The organism is Prosthecobacter sp. (assembly GCF_044226605.1).
In the GTDB taxonomy this organism is placed as follows: Bacteria; Verrucomicrobiota; Verrucomicrobiia; order Verrucomicrobiales; family Verrucomicrobiaceae; genus Prosthecobacter.
This window is the reverse complement of sequence record NZ_JBGAGS010000033.1, coordinates 50151-69607: the sequence shown is the minus strand read 5'-3', so window position 1 is coordinate 69607 and position 19457 is coordinate 50151. Positions and strand designations below refer to the sequence as shown.

General features: G+C 63.1%; 17 protein-coding genes. 2 read left to right on the top strand and 15 right to left on the bottom strand.

Features of this window, described 5'->3' with window-relative positions:
- On the bottom strand, positions 1 to 676 hold a 676-nt coding region (locus ACILSO_RS30245), incomplete at its 3' end, for an RNA polymerase sigma factor (protein WP_395741231.1).
- Positions 677 to 694: 18 nt separating this feature from the next.
- On the bottom strand, positions 695 to 1324 hold the full coding sequence (locus tag ACILSO_RS30240; RefSeq protein ID WP_395741230.1) for a TetR/AcrR family transcriptional regulator: 630 nt from the start codon (positions 1322 to 1324) through the stop codon (positions 695 to 697).
- A gap of 127 nt (positions 1325 to 1451) precedes the next feature.
- On the opposite strand from ACILSO_RS30240, the gene ACILSO_RS30235 reads away from it, so the two are divergent.
- The gene (locus tag ACILSO_RS30235; RefSeq protein ID WP_395741229.1) at positions 1452 to 2456 is read left to right on the top strand and encodes a non-reducing end alpha-L-arabinofuranosidase family hydrolase; all 1005 of its coding nucleotides are present in this window, start codon (positions 1452 to 1454) and stop codon (positions 2454 to 2456) included.
- Here the strand turns inward: ACILSO_RS30235 and ACILSO_RS30230 are convergent, their stop codons facing one another.
- From ACILSO_RS30230 to ACILSO_RS30210, 5 genes are all read right to left on the bottom strand, one after another.
- Positions 2457 to 3689, bottom strand: a complete 1233-nt coding sequence (locus tag ACILSO_RS30230) for a PQQ-binding-like beta-propeller repeat protein (protein ID WP_395741228.1) — start codon at positions 3687 to 3689, stop codon at positions 2457 to 2459. It abuts the gene before it with no gap.
- A 139-nt stretch (positions 3690 to 3828) separates the two neighbouring features.
- Entirely contained in the window at positions 3829 to 4716 is an 888-nt protein-coding gene (locus ACILSO_RS30225; RefSeq protein ID WP_395741227.1) for a hypothetical protein, read from the bottom strand.
- Between the two features lie 214 nt (positions 4717 to 4930).
- Entirely contained in the window at positions 4931 to 5722 is a 792-nt protein-coding gene (locus tag ACILSO_RS30220; RefSeq protein WP_395741226.1) for a GxxExxY protein, read from the bottom strand.
- A 64-nt stretch (positions 5723 to 5786) separates the two neighbouring features.
- A complete protein-coding gene (locus tag ACILSO_RS30215) occupies positions 5787 to 6830 on the bottom strand; it encodes a Gfo/Idh/MocA family protein (RefSeq protein ID WP_395741225.1) in 1044 nt (347 codons plus the stop codon).
- A gap of 187 nt (positions 6831 to 7017) precedes the next feature.
- Positions 7018 to 8166, bottom strand: coding sequence for an LLM class flavin-dependent oxidoreductase (locus ACILSO_RS30210; protein ID WP_395741224.1), 1149 nt, complete (start codon positions 8164 to 8166; stop codon positions 7018 to 7020).
- A 73-nt stretch (positions 8167 to 8239) separates the two neighbouring features.
- On the opposite strand from ACILSO_RS30210, the gene ACILSO_RS30205 reads away from it, so the two are divergent.
- Positions 8240 to 9376 (top strand): ROK family protein, encoded by a 1137-nt coding sequence (locus ACILSO_RS30205; protein ID WP_395741223.1) that lies wholly within the window; start codon positions 8240 to 8242, stop codon positions 9374 to 9376.
- Positions 9377 to 9853: 477 nt separating this feature from the next.
- Here the strand turns inward: ACILSO_RS30205 and ACILSO_RS30200 are convergent, their stop codons facing one another.
- From ACILSO_RS30200 to ACILSO_RS30165, 8 genes are all read right to left on the bottom strand, one after another.
- A complete protein-coding gene (locus ACILSO_RS30200) occupies positions 9854 to 10237 on the bottom strand; it encodes a rhodanese-like domain-containing protein (RefSeq protein ID WP_395741222.1) in 384 nt (127 codons plus the stop codon).
- A gap of 300 nt (positions 10238 to 10537) precedes the next feature.
- Entirely contained in the window at positions 10538 to 11983 is a 1446-nt protein-coding gene (cls, locus tag ACILSO_RS30195; RefSeq protein ID WP_395741221.1) for a cardiolipin synthase, read from the bottom strand.
- A gap of 98 nt (positions 11984 to 12081) precedes the next feature.
- Positions 12082 to 12579, bottom strand: a complete 498-nt coding sequence (locus ACILSO_RS30190) for a hypothetical protein (protein WP_395741220.1) — start codon at positions 12577 to 12579, stop codon at positions 12082 to 12084.
- A gap of 60 nt (positions 12580 to 12639) precedes the next feature.
- The gene (locus ACILSO_RS30185; RefSeq protein ID WP_395741219.1) at positions 12640 to 14268 is read right to left on the bottom strand and encodes a PrsW family glutamic-type intramembrane protease; all 1629 of its coding nucleotides are present in this window, start codon (positions 14266 to 14268) and stop codon (positions 12640 to 12642) included.
- A 7-nt stretch (positions 14269 to 14275) separates the two neighbouring features.
- Positions 14276 to 14608 (bottom strand): hypothetical protein, encoded by a 333-nt coding sequence (locus tag ACILSO_RS30180; protein WP_395741218.1) that lies wholly within the window; start codon positions 14606 to 14608, stop codon positions 14276 to 14278.
- Between the two features lie 59 nt (positions 14609 to 14667).
- Positions 14668 to 15132 (bottom strand): GNAT family N-acetyltransferase, encoded by a 465-nt coding sequence (locus ACILSO_RS30175; protein WP_395741217.1) that lies wholly within the window; start codon positions 15130 to 15132, stop codon positions 14668 to 14670.
- A gap of 131 nt (positions 15133 to 15263) precedes the next feature.
- On the bottom strand, positions 15264 to 17906 hold the full coding sequence (locus ACILSO_RS30170; RefSeq protein WP_395741216.1) for an O-antigen ligase family protein: 2643 nt from the start codon (positions 17904 to 17906) through the stop codon (positions 15264 to 15266).
- Entirely contained in the window at positions 17903 to 19312 is a 1410-nt protein-coding gene (locus tag ACILSO_RS30165; RefSeq protein ID WP_395741215.1) for an MraY family glycosyltransferase, read from the bottom strand. Before ACILSO_RS30165 ends, ACILSO_RS30170 begins: the two co-directional genes overlap by 4 nt.
- Between the last annotated feature and the right edge of the window lie 145 nt (positions 19313 to 19457).

Here is a 19457-nt window from a genome sequence, read left to right as displayed (position 1 = left end):
GGATGGCTGCAGGGCAAAGATCCGCGCGCACCAGGTGCGGGCCGCTGCTGGCCTTGTAGCCTTCATTGAACAGCAGGTAGAGAGACGCCAGCACGGCGTGCAGGCGCTGCGGCAGCTCATGCGCCGCGGGGATTTCAAAGGGCAGCTCCAGCTCGCGAATGCGCTGGCGTGCGCGCACGAGGCGCTTGGAGATGGTGGCCTCGCTGGTGACAAACGCCGCGGCGATCTCTGCGGGGCTGAGGCCGCACAAGGTGCGCAGTGAGAGGGCGATCTGGGCTTCGGCGGAGAGCTGCGGGTGGCAGCACACAAACATGAGGCGCAGGGTGTCATCGCGCAGATGGGCCTCATCGTCTGCTGCGGCTTCGGGTGGCACGGCCATCCAGCGTGCCTGCTCGGCGGAAATGCCTTCTTCGCGCTCGTTCCAGCGCTGCTCGCGGCGCAGCTGGTCCAGCGCCAGATGGCGCGCGGTCTGCGTGAGCCATGCGGCGGGATTGTCCGGCACGCCGCGATACGGCCAGGTCTGCAGCGCACGCACGAGAGCCTCCTGCACCACATCCTCGATCCACTCCAGCCGCCGCGCGCCAAACTGGCCTGCCAGCGTGGCGACTAGGCGCGCGGACTCGTGCCGGAAGAAATGTTCGGTGGCAAACTGGGCGGTGGAGGTAGTGTCAGACATCGCGGGTGTTTTTATTCATCAGTCTGCCTGAAACAGACCGTCCACAAAGTCGCGGGCCAGTTTGATATTGTGACGAATGAGTTCCTGGGAGCGGCAGGTCTTGCCGATGAGCATGGAGCCCTGCCAGAGGCTGTTGAGGAACCAGGCGAATTTGACGGGATCGAACTTGGTCTTTGGCTTGTGCATCTTTTTCGCGGCGGCAAGCAGCTTGGCGGCATTTTCAGTCCAGAGGTCCAGCTCCCTGGCGCAGGCGGCCTGAAAGGCGGGGCTCGTGGCGGACATCTCCTGGGACATCATGCCGACCATGCATACGACGGCGTCCTCGCTGCGGCGGGTGAAACCGGACATGATGTCGAGCAGGCGGTGGAGCTGGTCGAGCGGATCGATGGAGGCATCCTTCCAGGCCTCGGCATAGAGGGCGGTGCCCATGCGGCCCCACCATTCGATGGCGGCGAGGCCGAGGGCTTCCTTGTTTTCAAAGTGGTGGAAGAAGCCGCCCTTGGTCATGCCCGCTTCTTTGCAGATCTGATCGACCGAGGTGGCTGAGAAGCCCTGCTGCAGCATGAGGCGCAAGGTGGCGTCGATGAGCCGCTGCCGGGTGGCTGCGGGGTCGCGTTCGCGTTTCGTGCTGGCCGCTTTTTTGAACATACAAACCGGTCGGTATGTAAGTAGATGAGGAAGCGGGTCAATGCTGTTTTTCTGGCTTTTTGTTTCTGCGGTGGAGGAGGATTTGGTCTAGTCTTTGCCCGAAGACCGCGCTTCCCTCATTGATGCCATGAACCTTTCTCGTTCGTTTTTTCACACCACTGTTCTGATCTGCCTCTGGTCGTCTGCCTGCGCGGTGCATGCGGCTGAGCCAGTATGGCGTCTCGGGGCACCACTGCTGAACGAAACGACGCTGCTTGAGGGGAAGCCTGTGAAGCTGCTGGATCCGTGCATTGTGAGGCATGAAGGGCTCTGGCACATCTTTGCCTCGGCCAATGGAGGGACGGTGCAGGCATCCGCGCCAAACTTTGACACGCGGCCCATTGCATCCTCGGTGGTGAAGCTGCCGGTGGGCTCGTGCTTCGTCCCGCAGGTGTTCTTTTACCGGCCGCAATCGCGCTGGCATCTCATCGGCATGATGCCGGACAAAACGGGGCGCTATCCAAAGATGGCCCCATGCCTCTGCACCAATGCCGACATCACTCAGCCCCCGGGCTGGTCCGCGCCTGAGGTGCTCGATGTACCTCCGCCGCAGGACGATGCGAAGCCAGTGAAGCAATGGATCGACTTCTGGGTGATCTGCGACGCGGAGAAGGCGCATCTCTTTGTGACCTCAGACGGCGGCCGCCTCTGGCGCTCGGAGACGACTCTTGCAAAGTACCCGCACGGCTGGTCCGCACCCGTCATCGCGCTGAGTGGCGATTTTATCTATGCGCCGCATGTTTATCGCCATGATGCCGCTGGCAAAGAGAGCTATTTGCTGACCCTCACTGCCCGCGCTGCGGATGGTATGCCATACCAGCAGAGCTACACCGCGGATCGCCTGGATGCCGCGTGGCGGCCTGCGGTGGCCAAGGCGGAAACCCCTTTCGCAGGCCGCGCCAATGTGCAGTTCGACGATTCCCTCTGGCAGGGAGACATCAACCATGGCGAACCGGTGCGGCAGGGCAGTGATGAACGCCAGATCCTCGAAGCAAACTTCACCGGCTTTATTTTCCACGGCGGGAGAAAAGGCGCGGATGACCAAGCGCCGCGCGGTTTGGTCGGCGTGGGTCTGCTGGAAAGGCTGAAGTGATCACTTCCCGCTCGCACCCACGCACCATAGATATTCCTGACGCACGGGGCCGGTCTTGGCGGAGCGGAGGTAGATGCGGTTGTCGCAGATGGCGGGGGTGCTGAAGGATTCGTCGCCGAGCGGGTTTTGGGAGAGGAGGGTGAACTTCTCCGGGGTGGCCTCGAAGACGGAGGTGACGCCGCCTTTGCTGGTGACGTAGATGCGGGAGTCGGCCATGACGGGGGAGCCGTAGAATTCGCGGTCCACTTTCTCGGACCACAGCTCCTCGCCGGTGGCGGATTTCCAGCAGGCGGCGCGTCCGGCATCGCCCACGGCGAAGACGTGGCCGTTCTTCACGATCATGGATGGCACGTAGGTGCGCGTGACGTTTTCCCAGGCGATCTTGCCGGAGCCATCCGCCTCGACTGCCATGGTGTGGTTCTTCGGATAACCGCCGCCGAGGAAGATGCGGCTGCCGTCAGTCACGGCGGTGACGACGGTTTCCTCCGTGCTGCCGTCGATGCTCCAGAGTTTTTTGCCGGTGAGCGGGTCAAAGCTTTCCACCTTGTTGCAGCCGGCGAGCACGGCCTGTGTTTTGCCGGCGGCTTGCACAACGGCGGGGGAGGCGTAGTTGGCCACGGGCGGGCGATCCTGCTGCCAGACGATTTCGCCGGTGAGTTTGTTGAGGCCGGTCATCTTGCCGCCGCCGCGATGATCTGCGGACACGAGCACGATGGACTGATAAATGACCGGCGAGGAGCCAAAGCCCTGATGCACCTGGAAGTCGCACACGCGGCGCTGCCAAAGCTGCTTGCCGGAGAAGTCGAGCGCGGTGGTGAAGACGGCGCCGTTGTTGAGGAAGTTCACGAACAGGCGCTCGCCATCGCTCACGACATCGGAGGAGGCCTGCGAGGAGATTTTGTGGCCCTTGGTGTTGAGGTTGCCGCGATGCACTACGGCCTCCCAGAGTTTCTTGCCGGTGGTGCGGTCGTAGCAGAGCACGAGTTGCTCTTCCGTCTCCATGTCTGCCGTGGCGAGGTAGATGTGATCTCCCACGACGGTGGGGGAGCCGTGGCCCCGCCCGCGCACCTCGGCCTTCCACAGCACGTTTTCATTTTCGCTCCATTTCAGCGGCAGCGTTTGGCCAGAGGCCGCATGCCCGTCCATCGTCGGGCCGCGCCACGCGGGCCAATCCGCGGCGAGGAGGGGCATGGTGAAGAGTGCGGAGGTCAACAGCAGGGCGTGGAGTTTCATGCGGGGATGGGCGCTGTGAAAAGGTGGGAAGCTGTTAAAAAGTAGAGGGGGAGACAGGGCAAAAAAATTAGGGGCAAAAAGATTTGGAATCAGAGTTTGGGGGAATTTTTTTGCCCTCCATCTTTTTGCCCTTAAAAATCTACTTCGCCGCCACGGGCTTCATCACACCGGCCATGGGGTGGTGGCTTACGGTGTCCCAGGCGATGTCCTGGAGGAGTTTGTTGAGCTTGGCCTTGTCGTCGTCGCTCATGTCTTTGAGGGCTTTGAAGGCGTTTGGCACGGGAAGGCCCGCGGGGCTGCGGCGGTAGATGACGGCGAAGTGGCAGTAGCTGGAGAGGATCTGCAGCGGGGCCAGTGCGTGGCCCCAGTAGTCGCGGAAGAGTTCACCCTGGGTTTTGAGGCCGGGGGCTTCGCCTTTCACGATCTTGTCGCGCAGCGTCACGGCGGCCATGCCGACGGGGACGATGTAAACGGACTGCTTGCCGAGGCGCTCATTGATGCCGCGCACGTAGTCTTCGATGTCCTTGGCGTAGCGCTGGGTGGCATCGCGGAGTTGGGCGATGTCGGTGGCGTTGTGGTCCACCTTCTTCTTGTTGGCTTCCAGTGGATAGACGGGTTTGTATTCGTCATTCGGCATCCAGTATTCCTGCACGGTGATGCGCAGCGCGGGATTGTGCTCGAGGCCCAGCTTTACGAACTCCTCGATGGCGGGGTCGGGCAGCCAGATGGGGGAGAGGGTGAGGACGTCCACCTTGCCGGTTTTGAGGACTTGTTTGACGGCACTTTTTTCTTCGGGGACGTCCCAGTGCTTCTGCACCGTGGACCCGCCGATGCTTGAGAGACCGACGAGCTGATGCGCCAGCCCGGCAGACTTCGCGATCTCATCCACCTGCTTGTAGGTGAACACATGGAAACTGTGCCCACACGTGGCGACCCGCTGCCCCTCGGTGATGGGTGGCTGCAGGTCGTCAGCACGAAGGAGCGGTGCAGCGAGGGAGAGGACGGCAAGAAGGATGGAGGCTTTCATGGGTGAGAATTGTGACGTTGGTAGAACGGCGTGGAATACAGAATTCAGCAGAGGTGGGAATTTTTTGCTCGGCGAAATTCAGCGGCGTGGTTGGCTTTCTTTGAGAAGAGCAGGAAAGGAGGCCAGTCAAGAATAGGCCGGGGAAGGGCAAAAAAATTGAGGGGCAAAAAGATTTTTCCAATATCTGATCCTGAGGTTTTATCCTTTCAATTCTTCATTTTCTAAGGGTGGTGAACTCGATTTTGTGGTGGTTGAGGTTGATCCAGTGAAGGGCTTGGAGATCGCTGAGAGCGAGGAGTTTTTCGAAGCTGGTGCGCTGGGCTTGAAGGCGCTGATTGAGGGTTGTTACGCGAAAGGCTTGGTCGGGTGAACACATCTGGAAGGTTTGATTTCCGAGCTGGCAGCCATTCAACGTCATTGGACGTCGTTCCAACGCGTGTTCTGGGCCGCCGAGATGATGAACGAGGGCCTGATTGTAAAGGGGGGCTTCCAGGAAGAGACCGATGTCCTCAATGAATAGCACCAGCGCTTTGAGGAGAGTGTCAGGGCCTTGCCAAGATGTTGTCACCGTCTCAAAGCGATAGCGTGCTTCACGAGGCACTGGGTTGTTGATGAACCTCGAATCCACGGATGTGCTGCCGAAGTTCACCAGCTTGCCATGCTCGCAATTTGCGAGCATGAGGTAGTTCATGGTCTGGCTTTCGTGAGAGGGCGTGATGGCAACAGCCGACTTCAACTCATAAATCGCCTGTCCTGCGGGGATAAGATCGATCCAATACTCCTTCACAAAGCTTCCATGACGTACTCGAACTTCCACTTCGACGAGGGAAGGGATCAGGCCCGCACCGTTCAAGCGAGCCGCGAGATCGTTGTGATAGATGACTTCATCGCAGTTCTTTCCGAGGTGCCTGTGGGATTCGAATGCCAGGTGCATGACCTGATAGTCCAGTTTTCGAAAGGCTTCACGTTCGACCTTCGGAAATTGGATGGGACACTCGATGGGCATGCCGGAAGTAGAGGCAGAATCCGATGATTGGAAAAATCTTTTTGCCCCTCAATCTTTTTGCCATTCAAAACTTCAGCATCTCGCCCACCGGCAGGGGCTTGCCTTGGCGGATGGATTCTTCGGCGACGAGGCAGAGGCCGGCGGACCAGAGGCCGTCGAGGCCGGTGGCGATGGGGGGCTTGCCGGTGCGGACCATGAGGATGCATTGGGCGATTTCTTCGCGGAGTTCGAAGACTTCGCCGCTGTGCTTTTCGAGCTTTATGGTCTCCAGCTTTTCGCCGTCGAAGACCTTCAAAAAGTATTCGGGTTCGAGGGTGCGGTCGAGGGCGCCGCTCCAGGCGGCCCAGAGGGCGCCTTTGGTGCCGCTGACTTTCACGGTCTGGTGATGCTCGAAGGCGGCGAGGGTCTGGGATACCACGGCATAGCTGCCGTTGGTATATTTAAACATGGCGCTGAAGTTGTCGTACAGCGTGGGGCGCTGGGGATCGCGGGAGTTGGCGTAGGCGTGGAGTTCCACGGGATCGCCGCTGCCTTCGAGGTACCAGCGGGCGAGGTCGAAGAAATGGATGGGCTCTTCGAGCACCCAGCTGCCGACGCGGTTTTGATCGTAGCGCCAGCCGCTGGCACCGAGGCGGTAGGGTTTGCGGGAGAGTTCGACGAGGACGTACTGGGGATCGCCGATGGTGCCTGCGGCGATGATTTCCTTGATGCGGCCCCACTGGCTGGAAAGGCGCAGCTCGTGGCCGACGGCGAGGTGCACGCCGTGGTCGCGCGCGCCTGCGACGATGGCTTTGCAGTCATCGAGCGTGATGGCCATGGGCTTCTCCAGCAGGACGTGTTTCTTCTTGGCCATGGCGGCAAGGGCGATCTCGCGGTGCGTGTGGCTGGGGGTGGCGATGTCGATGATGTCGAAGTCGGCCTGCGCGATCATCTCCAGGCTGTCGGCGAAGATGTGGGCGTCGGGGTAGAGCTGGTGGGCTTCCGCGCGGGAGGCTTCCGAAGGGGCGGAGATGGCGACGAGTTTTGCGTCAGGGTTTTGGGCGATGGACTGGGCGTGGAATTTGCCCCAGGCGCCGAAGCCGGCGAGGGAGAAGCGGACGGGATTCATAGGAAGGAATGACGAATGGAGAGGCGTTGCGGGGTGTTCCCGGAACCGACTGAAGCCGGTACTACAATACGGGGAGGCTGGCGCAGGGGCGGAGGTGGCTTGTGACTTTAAAGCTGAAACTTTAAACGGTGCTCCTTGATCGAGGACGAGTTCGAGTAGGAGGACGAGGACGAGGACGAGGACGACGTTATCGGCGCGGAGCGGTGGTCAGCGGAGTGACGGGATCGGGAACGCGGCGGCCTTGGAGTTCGTTGAGGCGGCAGGTTGGCAGCTTGGGCAGCACGTGTTTGGCGAAGAGGTCGCACTCTTCCAGGTGGGGGTAGCCGCTGAGAACGAAGGCGCGCATGCCGAGGTCCATGTAGCGGTTGAGTTTGGCGAGGACTTGATCGGGACCTCCCACGATGGCGCTGGCGCAGCCGCTGCGGGCGAGGCCGATGCCGCTCCAGAGGTGAGGCTCAATGTAGAGATCGCTGCTTTGGGCGCGGAGTTCGTCCTGGCGTTTCACGCCGGCGCTCTGGCTGTCCTGCGAGCGGGCTTTGATCTCGGCGCCTTTTTCGGCGGTGAGTTTGGAGATGAGGCGGTCGGCGGCGGCGCGGGCTTCGGCTTCGGTTTCGCGGACGATGACGTGGGCGCGGAAGCCGAAGTCAATCTTGCGGCCATGAGCGGCGGCTTTTTCGGACATGACGCGCATGGTTTCAGCGATGCGGTCCTCCGTCTCCGGCCACATGAGGAAGACATCGCAGTGCTTGGCGCAGAGCTCCTGCGCGGCGGGGGAGATGCCGCCGAAGTAGAGCAGGGGGCCGCCGTTTTGCTGGTAGGGCTTGGCGGGTTCGGTGGTGGGCAGGCTGATGTTGTAAAATTCGCCCTTCCATTCAAAGGGGCCGTCGGTGCGCCACAGACCTTGGAGGATTTGAATGATCTCGCTGGCGCGGGCGTAGCGCACTTCGTTGCTCTCCTTCAGGCCGGGCATGTCGGAGGAGATGATGTTGATGCAGAGGCGGCCTTTGGCGATGTGGTCCACGGTGGCCAAGGCGCGGGCTAGCATGGGCGGCCAGACCTCCCCCATGCGGAGGGCGACGAGCTGATTGATCTGCGCGGTCTGGGGGGCCATGGCGGAGGCAAAGGCCAGCGCATCCTGCCCGGCGATCCAGCCAGAGGGCAGGAGGATGTTCTGGTAGCCGAGGGCGTCGGCCTTCTTCACGATGTCGCCGCAGTGTTCATAGCTGGAGCGGATGGAGCCGTCAGGAATGCCGAGGAATTCGTAATCGTCCGAACAGAGGGCGGAGAACCATGCGACTTCACACTTGCGGTCAGGGGTGCGGATGGGTAAGTCCATTATGAATGATAATGTTGATGTGAATCCACTGATCCTGCTGGACAGATAGAGGAGCAAGAGGTCTTTTATTCGAATGCGAAAAAACCCAGTTTTTCAACGTGAAACTCTTGGCGCGGCGGTGCTCCACATCCGCAGCGGCAAGGCCACCTCGCGCACCACGCTGGCCAAGGTGCTGGGCATCTCTCCGTCCACCACCGGGCTGTATGTCGACCAGCTGATCGCCGACAAATACCTCAATGAGTCCGGTCTGAATCAAGGGCCCATGGGGCGTCCGCGGCGCGTGCTGACCACGCAGCCGGAGGCAGGATGGTTCGCCGGGGTGGAGTTCAATGCGCAGCGCATTCAGGCAGTGGGGGTGGACTTTTCCGGCGATGCCCGGGCTTCGGTGGAGCAGGTGCTGCCGGCCGAGGTGGTGGCAGACCAGGTGATCAAATCGATTTTGATCTGTGTGGCCAGGCTGGCCGCCTCGATGCAAGGCCCGCTGTTTTCCGTGGGCCTGGGCGTGCCGGGCCTGGTGGATGCGCAGGCCGGAGTGGGCATTCATTATGCCTTTATTCCCGATTGGAACCAGGTGCCGGTGGTCGAAAAAATCAGCGCCAAGCTGAACGTGCCGGTGACGCTGCAGAACAACCTGCGGGCGATCGCGCACGCGGAGCGCTGGTTTGGCCTGGGGCACGGCCTGAATGATTATGTGATCCTCGGACCGCGCAGCGGATTCGGCGTGGCCATGGTGCAGGATGGCCGGGTGATCGAAGGTGCGCACCATGCCGCTGGTGAAGTGGGGCGCTGGCCCTGGCCGCTGATGGACGATCCCGGTGGCAGAAGCCAGGAGCTGCACCATGCGCTCAGCGCGCCTGCCACGTGGCGGCGGCTGGCCGGCCTGGGGCCGCAGGCAAAGCTGCCCGAGGATTTGCGCGGCGGGCTTTCGGCGGTTGCCGAAGTCACCGGGCCGGAATGGGATGCCGTGTGCGGCGATTTTGCGCGGGTGATCGGCCTTCTGCAGATGATCACGGACACGGGTGTGTTCATCCTGCATGGGCCGCTGACGGTGCTGGGAGAGCGCTTCTGCTCTGCGATCGTCGAGAAGGCGGTGGCACTCATGCCTGCGATGCGCAGCACGGGCATGAAGGTGGTGCCCTCCACGCTGGGGGACAATGCCGGTGCCCTGGGCGCGGCGAGCCTGGCGATGGAAGTGTGGGCGCCAGCTTAGTAATACTTCAGAAATGGGTGATCGGCGATCGTGCAGGGTCACAATTCAGACCCGAAATTTCGGCCCCGACACAGCGGTGCCCTGCCTGCCCTGCGGCACGCTCAACGCTGGACGGTAGGGATGCGCTGTGCGCGTCCCTGAAATCCTTCCTCCCAGCGGAGCCTGCCGCCTCGTCACTCTCCCCCTTTCCTCCAGTCTTCTTTTCCCAGCGCCCACGTGGTACCTTGGCCGTGCTCTCATTTCACCCTTGTGGGCGCAGGCTGTGCGTGATTGACGATTCATCCTTCGCTCTGCGAGCTTCGGAGAACGCATTGACGAGCCATCGATTGTTGATTTTTGAAGTGCGGAGGCTGCTCGGAGTGAGGGGTGGGCTTGAGGGGATCTTGGGAGCAGTGGAGGTCATGAGGAAAAGGCACAAAAAAACCGGGTGGCAGGATTGGCTCCCGCACACCCGGTGGGTGGAATTTGAGCGAGGGATTACTTCGCTGGCTCCAGAGTTTCCTTGGCGGCCTTCCAGCCGGAAATGCCGGCGGAGAGGTGCTTCACGTTGGTGTAGCCGAGCTTGTTGGCGGCGTTGGCGGCAGCCTTGTAGGCGCTGCAGGCAGGGCCACCGCAGTAGGCGACGACGAGGGCGTTCTTGTCGGCAGGAAGCACGCTGGCGAGATTGGAGCCCTGGGAGGCGAAGTCGATGGCGCCTGGCACATGGCCGGCCTTGTAGGAGGCAGCGCCGTTCACGTCGATGACGGTCACTTTCTTGTCAGCGATGGCCTGCTTGAGGTCGGCGATGCTGATGTCCGGGAATTCGGCGGCGAAACCGACGGAAGCGACGAGAGCGAAGGCGAGTGCGATGAGTTTCTTCATGATTGGGTCAGGATTGTTTGAGTTGTGTTGAGTCGAGTGGTGCGCGTTGGGACTGTGCGCGGCAGCGGCCCCGTCTGCCGGGGCAAAGGGTTTAGAAACAGGAATGGAATGGGACGGCTGGCATGCGCGGCATGGGTGCGGATACGACGCGGGAGGCGCTGAGTTTATTCCAGGAAAAAAAGGCCCGCCCGCCATGCCAGCAGCGGCTGGTAAGGGAAGGGGAGGCGGTGGAGTGGCGCGTCATGGCTGGAATGGAACGTCCCTAGATACGTTTCGTTTTGGCCAAAGCTGCAAATTTTCTCAGAGCACGGGTATGAACAGGCGCACGAAGCCGTTGCGAATGCGCTGAAAGGTGGGCGCGTTTTCCAGCATTTCGTGCGTGATCTCCCGGCTGTGTGCCAGCTTGGCGTCCATCTCCTCCGAGAGCCGGCGGCACAGCTCCGCATCGTGGCAGGCCAGGTTAAACTCAAAATTCAGGCGCAGGCTGCGGGGGTCCCAGTTGGTGGAGCCGAGGAAGGACCAGACGCCGTCGATGAGGAAAATCTTGGAGTGGTCAAACGGCGGCGCGGACTCAAAAATGCGGCAGCCCACGGAGAGCAGCTCGGGGTACAGCGTGCGCGCGGCCCAGCCGACGATGGGGATGTTGTTCTGCCCCGGGGTGAGAATGGTGACCTTCACGCCGCGCACGGCGCAGAGGCGCAGCGCGGCCATGAGCACGGCATTGGGCAGGAAGTACGGGGTCACGATTTTCACCTCTTCACGTGCAGCGTTGAGTGCGGCAAAAAACGCGGCAGGCATGACCTCCATGTCCTCATCCGGACCGTCCACGATGCCGATGGCGGTGGTGGTGCCGGTGACACGCAAATCAGGGAACCACAGCGGGCCCTCCAGCACCTCGGTGGTGCAAAAGGCCCAGTCTTCGGCAAACACACGCTGGATCTGCGCCACGCAGGGGCCGGTGACTTCAAAGTGCAGGTCATGCACGGCGTGCGCGGGCTTGCGGGAGACCATGTTTCCCTCGCGGATGTTCATGCCGCCGGTGAAGGCGGTGCGGCCGTCCACGACGAGGATCTTGCGGTGATTGCGCAGGTTCATGGTGATGATGCGCAGGATCATGCGGCTGGGCATGAAGCGCCGCACGGTCACTCCGGCCTTCTCCAGGGCATCCACCACGGGCGGCCAGGAGTAGCGGGTGCCGGCATCGTCAATCATCACGCGCACCTGCACGCCGCGCTTCACGGCGGCGGAGAGTTCCGCCACGAAGTCCGCGCCGATGCCGGTGGCCTCAAAGATGTAGCTGGCCAGCGAGACGCTTTCCCTGGCGCTGCGGATGGCCTGCAGCATGCGCGGCATGGCTTCGTCTCCATTGTGCAGGATTTCGAGGCGGTTCCCATGCGTGTGGCTGAAGCGGGAGATGCGGTCCAGCGTGCGCGCCAGCTGCTGGTGCTCCTGCGCCGCGCAGCCGTCTGTGTCAGAAAACGGCAGAGGCTGGTCCGGCACGGGATCGCGCCAGGGCTCATTGATGCCGCTGCGGTAGCGCCGCCCGCTGCGCCGCAGGATGTTGATGCCAAGCAGCAGATAGAGCAGCGGCGAGAAGAGCGGCTCCAGCACGATCATGGCCGTCCAAAACGCTGCGGAGCGGTAGTCCCGGTGCCGCAGGAAAAGATGCAGCAGCGCGGTGACGGAACCCACGATGGAGATGAGCGCGAGCGTCTCGGTCCAGAAGGAGTGTATAAACCAGCTCATGCCACAGCATGCGCAGGGCAGGGGAGATTGCCAAGCGCTTCGAGGGTGCGGAGTGCGTGAAGCCGGCTCATTTGCTTCGCTTCACGTGGGGAATTCATTCACTTGGGAGAATCCTTGAGCAGCATCTCGTCATAGCGGCGCAGGTCCACGGCGTCGGGGTTTTGAAAGAGGCCGCGGAGAAAGATGGAGACGCGGAGAGCGCGGCGCATTTCCTCGATGTGCGGGTCATCGGTGCGGAGATACTGCAGCTCCACGGTGTGTGTGCGCTTGCCCACGTGAACGCTGAGGGTGGTGGTGCTGGAATCGGGGACGACAACGCCGTAGCTCGCGCCGAGGTCAAAAAAGCGCTCGCGCTGCAGCAGTTCGCGGAGTTCTGCGAGCCTGGCGGGAGGGATTTGAAGAGACTCATGCACCGGAGCGCCGGGTTTCTCCACTGTGAGCTTTGCCGCGCCATCATCAGCGATGGCGAGCTGCCATGAGTAGCCTTTGGCAAACAGGCCCGAGACTTTCATGGACACGGTGAGCGGCTCGGCTGCCTGCGCGAGCGTGGCTGTGAGGGCGCAGAGGAGGAGGGGCAGATATCGGAGCATGCTCATGCCGACCTTTGACGGGTGGAGAGCGTCTTCTATTGTCACTTTTTTGACGATGCGGCCAGCTTACGCGTTCTCAAACTTCCGCCAGTACAGCATCGCGATGGGGACCATGCTGAGGCAGTCTTTGCCGGCCTCGGCCACGCCGGCCATGGTGCGGGTGGTCCAGGCACCGATGACGATGGAGACGGCGATCAATGCCGCGGAGCCAAAGATGAAGACCGCCCGCGGCGAGATGGTGAGCCGTGCCGGACGCGTCTCCTGGGAGAGGAGGTCGATGAAGCGCGCGGCGCACAGCACGAGGATGATGGTGGAAAACCAGCCATGGTCCTCGAATTTGTCCTCGCAGAAGTAGTCGTAGGCGCCATGGGCCACCACGGCCATGCCAAAGGTGGTGAGAAACTCCTCCGCCCGGGCAAAGCGGGTGAGCAGCATGCGATACAAACTGTGCGCGCAGATGCCGGTGAGGGAGATGTGCAGGAAATTGGCGGAAACAAAGCGCGTCCAGGCGATGGCGCCGAGGTGCTCCTGGTAGTAGCCGATGTTTTCCTCCAGCGCGAACCCCAGGCCCACGAAGGCGCCGGTGAGCAGGGCCAGCCCGGGCGTGCGCCTCCACAGCAGCCAGGGCAGAAAGAGGCAGAACAGCGCCAGCTTGCAGCCCTCCTCCCGCAGCCCCACTCCACCCACCCAGTACAGCACATCGTAAGGGAAGGGGGCTTCCGAGGTCATGCCCTGGTGGTACTCCTGAAAGGCCAGGATGGTGAGCGTGGGCCACACGCTGGCGATGCCCGCGGTGAGCGCGGCCACGGGGCGTACCCAGCGCCAGCGCTCGTGGTCGCTGTGCTGCACTAATATGAAATACCACAACCCCGCGGCAAACACGGCCAGCGTGAGGATGCCGTAGGGGAGCTCATCGAGCCGGTGGCGGATGAGGCCGTGCCACTGCATCCACACATCTCCCAGCAGGGAGCCCGCATGGTGCTGCAGCAGCGGGTGGGCCTGCTCGATCCAGCCGGGCTGCGCGGCCATGGTGCGCAGCATGGGCAGGTCTCGCTGCGTCACGGCCAGGCGCAGGGCTTCCTCACGTGCGGAGGCGGCGTCAGGAAAGTGCAGGCCCTCGGTGTAGAAGGCCTGGATGGCCGCAGGGATGTCGTCCCGCCGCTTTTCCACGCTGCCAAAAAGCTCTCCCGCCAGCATCTCCGGGGGCATGGCCGCGGCCTTCTGCTGCAGCTGGCGGAACGCCGCCGCATCGGCATCCAGCGTGGCCGCCAGGTAGTCGCGGAAAAGGCCGGCAGGCGCGTCTGAGGTGGCGTGCTGCTGGAGGAGGTGCTCCACGTCATACCCGCCTATTTTTCCCTTTTCCACAAAGCTCTGGTAAGCCGCAGCGTCGTTGTCCTTCATCAGCTGCGGGATCTGCGCCACCAGCATGCGCAGCCACCTGGCCAGCTCACGCGGATGCGGCGAGGTCTCACGCTCCAGGTGCTGGCAGTCCTCCCGCACCTTGTTCAGGGCGGCGGAGACGAACACGGGGTGCGCCGGGCCGTCCTCATGCGGGCTGCCAATGACGATGGCGCTGGCAATGATGGTGCCGATGGCGATGATGGACGCAGCGGTGCGCAGCAGAAAGCGGCGGTTGCGCGTGAGGTAGTGGGTGCGCGCGCGCAGTCCGTGAAACAGGGAGGGCTTCTCGCTCATGCAGATGTCATGGGTCCGCTTTCTTCCACCAGTCAGCGGACTGCTCCCAGGGGGCCGCCTGGGGACTGGACTCCTCCGCCGGGGCGGCAGGGGAGGGGGCTTTGCGGCCGTTTGCCTCCTGCTCTTCCTCCTCCAGCTCCATGAGGAGCTTTACATGCGGCTCCGGACGGGTGGTGCGCCGCCAGATGAGCCAGGCCCACATGGCAAAGGCGCCCAGCAGGAAGAACAGCGTGCCCAGCGTGAAGAGCACCGCCCAGTCGGACGCCTCCAGAATCTGGCGCGGCACCGGGGCCGTGCCGCCTTCGGGCCGGTGGAGCAAGGCGAGGAACTGCGTGTGCATGGGAGCCTGGCGTGCGGTGGCGTTTGTCAACGGGGTACGTCTTGCGTGGCAGCCTGGCGTCAAAAGACCAGCCGCATGGGGATCATCTTGGAGAACTGGAAGCCGTGCTGCTGGAAGAAGGACTGCGAGTCCGCGCTGATGCGGTCCGTCAGCAGCGTGATGCGGCGGAAGCGCTTCTCCCGCGCAAACTCGATGGCATGCTCCAGCAGCCGCCCGCCATACCCCTGGCGGCGGTGCTGCGGATGCACGATGACGTCTTCCATGATGAGCACCAGCCCGCCCTCCGCGGTGCTGATGGTGAAGAGCAGATTGATCATGCCGATGACCTTGTGGTCCGTGCGCAGCACAAAGATGCGCCCCCGGTTTGGCTGCTCCAGGATGAGGCGCAGGCCATGCTCCTGCTTGGCGCGGTCCGGTTTGAAATCCTCCTCCTCGCTGAACAGAGCCATGAGCAGCTCCACCAGCTGAGGCAGGTCTTCAATGGTGGCCGGTTCAATGCGAGGTTCGGTGTCAGGAGCGGACATGGCCTTTAGAATAACGGGCTGGCAGACAAAGGCAATGCGGGATGCGCACCGCCCTGGATGGGAAACCCTGAAATCCCTGTTAAATCGGCATTCACCCCTCTGCACGGAAGGGCGGCATCCGTGCCACCCCGCTACTTCTTCTGCATCGCCTCCATGGCCTCGCGCATGGCTTCCCAGGCGCGGCGGTAGTCCTGCTTCGCCATGTACAGGCTGGCGATTTCCTGGCGGATGTAGGCGGGGGCGTTGGGGATGGTCATCACTCTTTCCAGGGTGCGCAGCGCGCCGTCGTAGTCGCCCTGGGTCTTCTGGGCCTGGAAGAGGTCGATGCCGCGGCGGGCGTCAGTGGGATTGTACACAAAGGCGCGCTCCAGGGTGGGGATGTCCGTGCTGGTGCCGGGGGCGGTGCGATTCACCGAGGGCAGGTAGGGCATCACCACCTGCACGGCCCGCTGGAAGTCGGAGTTCCGCGCGTAGTGCTCCGCGAGGATGCGCCAGCCGTCGTCCCGCCACCTGGGGTTGGCCTCCAGTGCGGCGACGAGGGTTTCCTGGCTGCCATACTGGTACCACATGCTGAAGAGCGTCTGCCGCTGGGGGGACTCCAGACCGCGCAGGTCCGGCTGCTGCTCCAGCAGGCTGCGCAGGCAGCGCTCAAACTCCTCCCGCGTGCGCACGGTTTTGAGGAATTCAAATTTCAGCTCCGACTTGGTGGCCAGCGTCCACAGGGGCTCGCGCAGCTCCGGGTGCTGGTAGGAATGGCCGAGCATGCTGCTGAAGTAGCCGTAGGTGCCGCCGGCGGCCTCAGGGAAGCGGCGCAGGACCTCGCGCCAGCTCACCACAGCGTACTGCGGGTCGTAGTCCAGCCAGTACACACCTTCGGAGAAGCAGAGCAGGGCGTAGTTTTTGTCCAGCGCCCGGCTGCGGGAGAAGTCCAGCATGGCCTCCTCCTTGGGCTGGCCCAGGCGCAGGCGCAGGCAGGCGCGCTCGTAGTAGTAGCGGAAGTCCATGGGTGCCAGTTCGATGGCCTGGTCCATCAGCGGCAGTGCGCCGGCGGGGGAGCCGGAGTCCGCCAGCTTTCCGGCGCGGGCGCGCAGGGCCTCGGCGGAGCTGGTGCCGGGCAGCACGGGGTGCCCGAGTGCGATGGCCAGCCATGCCGCGCCGAGTGCCAGCAGCGGCAGGCCGCAGAGGCGCAGCATCAGCCGCTGGGAGGTGCTGGCGGCGTCCGGCAGCCGCCGTGGGCGGATGGCGATGCCCGCCAGCAGGGCCATGAAAACAGCGTAGCCAAGGCCGTGGCTGGGCACGTCCCCCAGGCCATGCAGCGCGCCGAGCCCGAAGACGATGGCGGCGGCATTTCGCAGGCGGCGGTCCGCCATGCCGGACTTGCGCTTCTTCCCATACCACGGGCCAGTGGAGAGGAAGATCCACAGCACCAGCCCCAGCGCTGGCAGCACCGTCAGCAGCCCGCCTTCGGTGAGCAGCCACAGCAGATCGCTCTCCGGGTGCAGAAAGCGCCGCGCGTGCACCGCCATCCTGGAATACTGCGGGAAGGTGGCGTCAAAATTTCCCATGCCCACGCCCGTCCACGGGGAGTCCAGCCACATCTTGAGCGTCTCCACAAAGAGGGAGCCGCGCCCATTGTCCGAGGCAAACTCGGTGATGCCGCCCTCCGTGAAGCGTTTGGACACATTCCCGCCGGACATCACCAGAAGGGTGGCGATGATGAAGACCAGTGAAGTGGAGACCGCCAGCTTCTGGAAAAAGCCGCGCTTCATGGCAATGGTGCCCATCCATACCATGATGCCCAGCAGCAGCAGCACCACGCCTGCGCGGGAGCTGTTCATGAGAATGGCGGTCACCGGAGGGACGAAGCCCAGCAGGCAGGGCAGCCACAGCCGGGAGCCGCGCCGGAAGGCATCGTACCCGCCCGCCGCGCACAGCACGCAGGTCATCGCCGCGATGCTGCTGATGTGGTTGCGATTGGCAAAGGGGCCGAAGGCATTGCCCCACTCCTTGGTATTGCGCGGCCACCAGGGGATCTGCACCACCTTGAGGTACTCCAAAATGGAAAGCACGCACAGCAGCACGCCGCCGAAGGCCAGCGTCTGCACCACGCCGCGCCGCTGCCCGTCTGAAAAGCCGCGTGTCAGGCACCAGTACAGCCAGACGCCGCACATGGCAAAGACCAGCCAGCCCTCCAGCGCCACGCCGGCCTGCGGCGTGAGGGTGGTGGAAAGGTGGATGTCCCAGTCCTGTACCAGCGTCGTGCGCCAGGCCGGGGCCTGCCCGAACCAGGAGTTTGGCAGGAAAACCAGCAGCGGGGCAGCAAGCGCCCCCAGCAGGCAAAACAGGGGCAGGGAGGGCAGCTTGCGCTTGGGGGCAAAGAACAGCAGCAGCAGGCCCATCAGCGTGGCGATGAGTCCCTTGGACCACGATTCCCGCCCGGCGCCAAACAAGCAGGCGAGCACGGGCAGCGCGGCAAAGGCCCAGCCCTTCCAAGCGGCGCCGGTGACCTCGTAATTCCTCTCCTGCGTGCTCGCCAGATCGTCCTCTCCTTCGTCCTCCTCTTCCTCGCTGGGAGTGCTCTCCCGGCGGCTGCGGCGGCTTCTGCGCCGGCGGCTCTCGCGAGGGGCTTCCGGGGCGCTTTCCGGGCTGCTCTCGGAGGTGTTTTCACGGCTGGCTTCCAGCGGGCGCAGCACGTCCCCGGGGGAGTCGTCAGCGGCGAGCAGGGGATGCTTTTTCTGCGAGGACTCGTCGATCATGGGGGCGTCATCATTCATGCCGTGATGGAGGGCGGGACTAGGGGGACGTGCGCCGCAGGTGCGGGGATCTGGCTGCTCAGCGGGAGCGTGCTCCATTTCTCCAGGCAGCGCTCCAGGGCGGGCAGCAGCACATCCAGACGCAGGTGCCACTCATTGAGCTCGGTGCCGTCCTTGGGCCGGTAGAGGGTGAACTGCCTGCCTCCGCCCAGGGTGAGGATTTCAGGCTGGTAGCCCACCACCGCCTGCACGCTCAGCCCCATGCGCCCGAGCCCGTGCTGAAACAGGCTGTCAAAGCTGCGGAAATCCTCGCAGTGCTCCACTTCAAAGTCCAGCACACGGCCGTAGGCGCGGAAGAACTCGCGCTGCCGCCGCCGCTCCATCACCTCGCCCAACTGCGTGCGGAAATTGGACCAGCTGCGCACGTAGCCCAGGTAGCGGGCCGCCCCCAGTGCAAAGAGAAAGAGGATGGCTCCCACCATCGGCAGGGCGATGCCCTTCGTCATCAGGATGCTCAGCCCCACAAGGCTCAGTGCCAGGCACACGGCGTACATGGCCGCCAGCGCGCGCCCCTTGCTGTACCCCAGCAGGATGAGCCGGTGGTGGATGTGCTCGGCGTCTGCATTAAAAATGGAAACACCGCGGATGGCCCGGCGCAGGATGGCAAACAGCGTGTCCAGAATCGGCACGCCAAGGGCGATGATGATGACCAGCAGCGCGCCGATGATGGAGCCCTTGTCCGAGGTGAAAAGCGAGACGGAGGCGATGAAAAAGCCGATCAAGTAGGCTCCGCCATCGCCCAGGAAAATCTTGGCCGGGGGGAGATTGAAGATCAGAAAGCCCGCCAGTGCGCCCGCCATGGCCAGGGACACCACCAGCACATCGGGCTGGCCACGGTAGTAGCCCAGGAAGGCCAGCGTCAGGCACAAAAACAGCCCAAATCCCCCCGCCAGCCCGTCCATTCCATCGATGAGATTGACGATGTTGGGGATGGTCACCAGCCAGAGCAGTGTGATGGGCAGGCTCCACCAGCCGAGCGTTAGCGCACCTTCGCCAAAAGGATTGCTCAGGATATCAATGGACACGCCGAGGGAGTACAGGATAAGCGCTGTGCCTACCTGTCCGACCAGCTTGACCTTGGCCCCCAGGGGCTTCAGGTCATCCACAAAACCTACGCTGAAGATCAGCGCATTGCACAGCGCCACGGGCAGCCAGCGCGTCCACCCCAGGCCGCCGATGTAGCCCGCCACCAGCGAGGCCAGGCCCACCGCCACGAAGATGGGGGCGCCCCCGAGGCGGGAGATGGCCTTCTCGTGCAGCTTCCGGCGGGTGTCGGGGGCATCCATCCCGATGATGCCGCCGCGCCGGAGGATCCACAAGGTGCCGAGGGCCGCCACCAGAAGCGCCCCGCCAAAATAGCACGCCATTTCCAACCACGAGACATGCCGCGGCGCCCATGGACCCACGAAAGGTTCTTGGAATTTGGAATTTAACATGCGTGAACGGGCATTTCGGGTTGGAAAGACTCCGAGCATACGCATTTCTTAAGGACGGATCAAGACTTCAACGCGG

What these genes read in the sequence shown, in the direction of transcription:
- ACILSO_RS30165 (WP_395741215.1), bottom strand. Translation starts at nt 19,312, where the DNA reads ATGGCGTGCTATTTTGGCGGGGCGCTTCTGGTGGCGGCCCTCGGCACC.
- ACILSO_RS30175 (WP_395741217.1), bottom strand. Translation starts at nt 15,132, where the DNA reads ATGTCCGCTCCTGACACCGAACCTCGCATTGAACCGGCCACCATTGAA.
- ACILSO_RS30225 (WP_395741227.1), bottom strand. Translation starts at nt 4,716, where the DNA reads ATGAAAGCCTCCATCCTTCTTGCCGTCCTCTCCCTCGCTGCACCGCTC.
- ACILSO_RS30210 (WP_395741224.1), bottom strand. Translation starts at nt 8,166, where the DNA reads ATGGACTTACCCATCCGCACCCCTGACCGCAAGTGTGAAGTCGCATGG.
- cls (WP_395741221.1), bottom strand. Translation starts at nt 11,983, where the DNA reads ATGAGCTGGTTTATACACTCCTTCTGGACCGAGACGCTCGCGCTCATC.
- ACILSO_RS30170 (WP_395741216.1), bottom strand. Translation starts at nt 17,906, where the DNA reads ATGAATGATGACGCCCCCATGATCGACGAGTCCTCGCAGAAAAAGCAT.
- ACILSO_RS30215 (WP_395741225.1), bottom strand. Translation starts at nt 6,830, where the DNA reads ATGAATCCCGTCCGCTTCTCCCTCGCCGGCTTCGGCGCCTGGGGCAAA.
- ACILSO_RS30220 (WP_395741226.1), bottom strand. Translation starts at nt 5,722, where the DNA reads ATGCCCATCGAGTGTCCCATCCAATTTCCGAAGGTCGAACGTGAAGCC.
- ACILSO_RS30230 (WP_395741228.1), bottom strand. Translation starts at nt 3,689, where the DNA reads ATGAAACTCCACGCCCTGCTGTTGACCTCCGCACTCTTCACCATGCCC.
- ACILSO_RS30235 (WP_395741229.1), top strand. Translation starts at nt 1,452, where the DNA reads ATGAACCTTTCTCGTTCGTTTTTTCACACCACTGTTCTGATCTGCCTC.
- ACILSO_RS30180 (WP_395741218.1), bottom strand. Translation starts at nt 14,608, where the DNA reads ATGCACACGCAGTTCCTCGCCTTGCTCCACCGGCCCGAAGGCGGCACG.
- ACILSO_RS30205 (WP_395741223.1), top strand. Translation starts at nt 8,240, where the DNA reads ATGCGAAAAAACCCAGTTTTTCAACGTGAAACTCTTGGCGCGGCGGTG.
- ACILSO_RS30190 (WP_395741220.1), bottom strand. Translation starts at nt 12,579, where the DNA reads ATGAGCATGCTCCGATATCTGCCCCTCCTCCTCTGCGCCCTCACAGCC.
- ACILSO_RS30185 (WP_395741219.1), bottom strand. Translation starts at nt 14,268, where the DNA reads ATGAGCGAGAAGCCCTCCCTGTTTCACGGACTGCGCGCGCGCACCCAC.
- ACILSO_RS30200 (WP_395741222.1), bottom strand. Translation starts at nt 10,237, where the DNA reads ATGAAGAAACTCATCGCACTCGCCTTCGCTCTCGTCGCTTCCGTCGGT.
- ACILSO_RS30240 (WP_395741230.1), bottom strand. Translation starts at nt 1,324, where the DNA reads ATGTTCAAAAAAGCGGCCAGCACGAAACGCGAACGCGACCCCGCAGCC.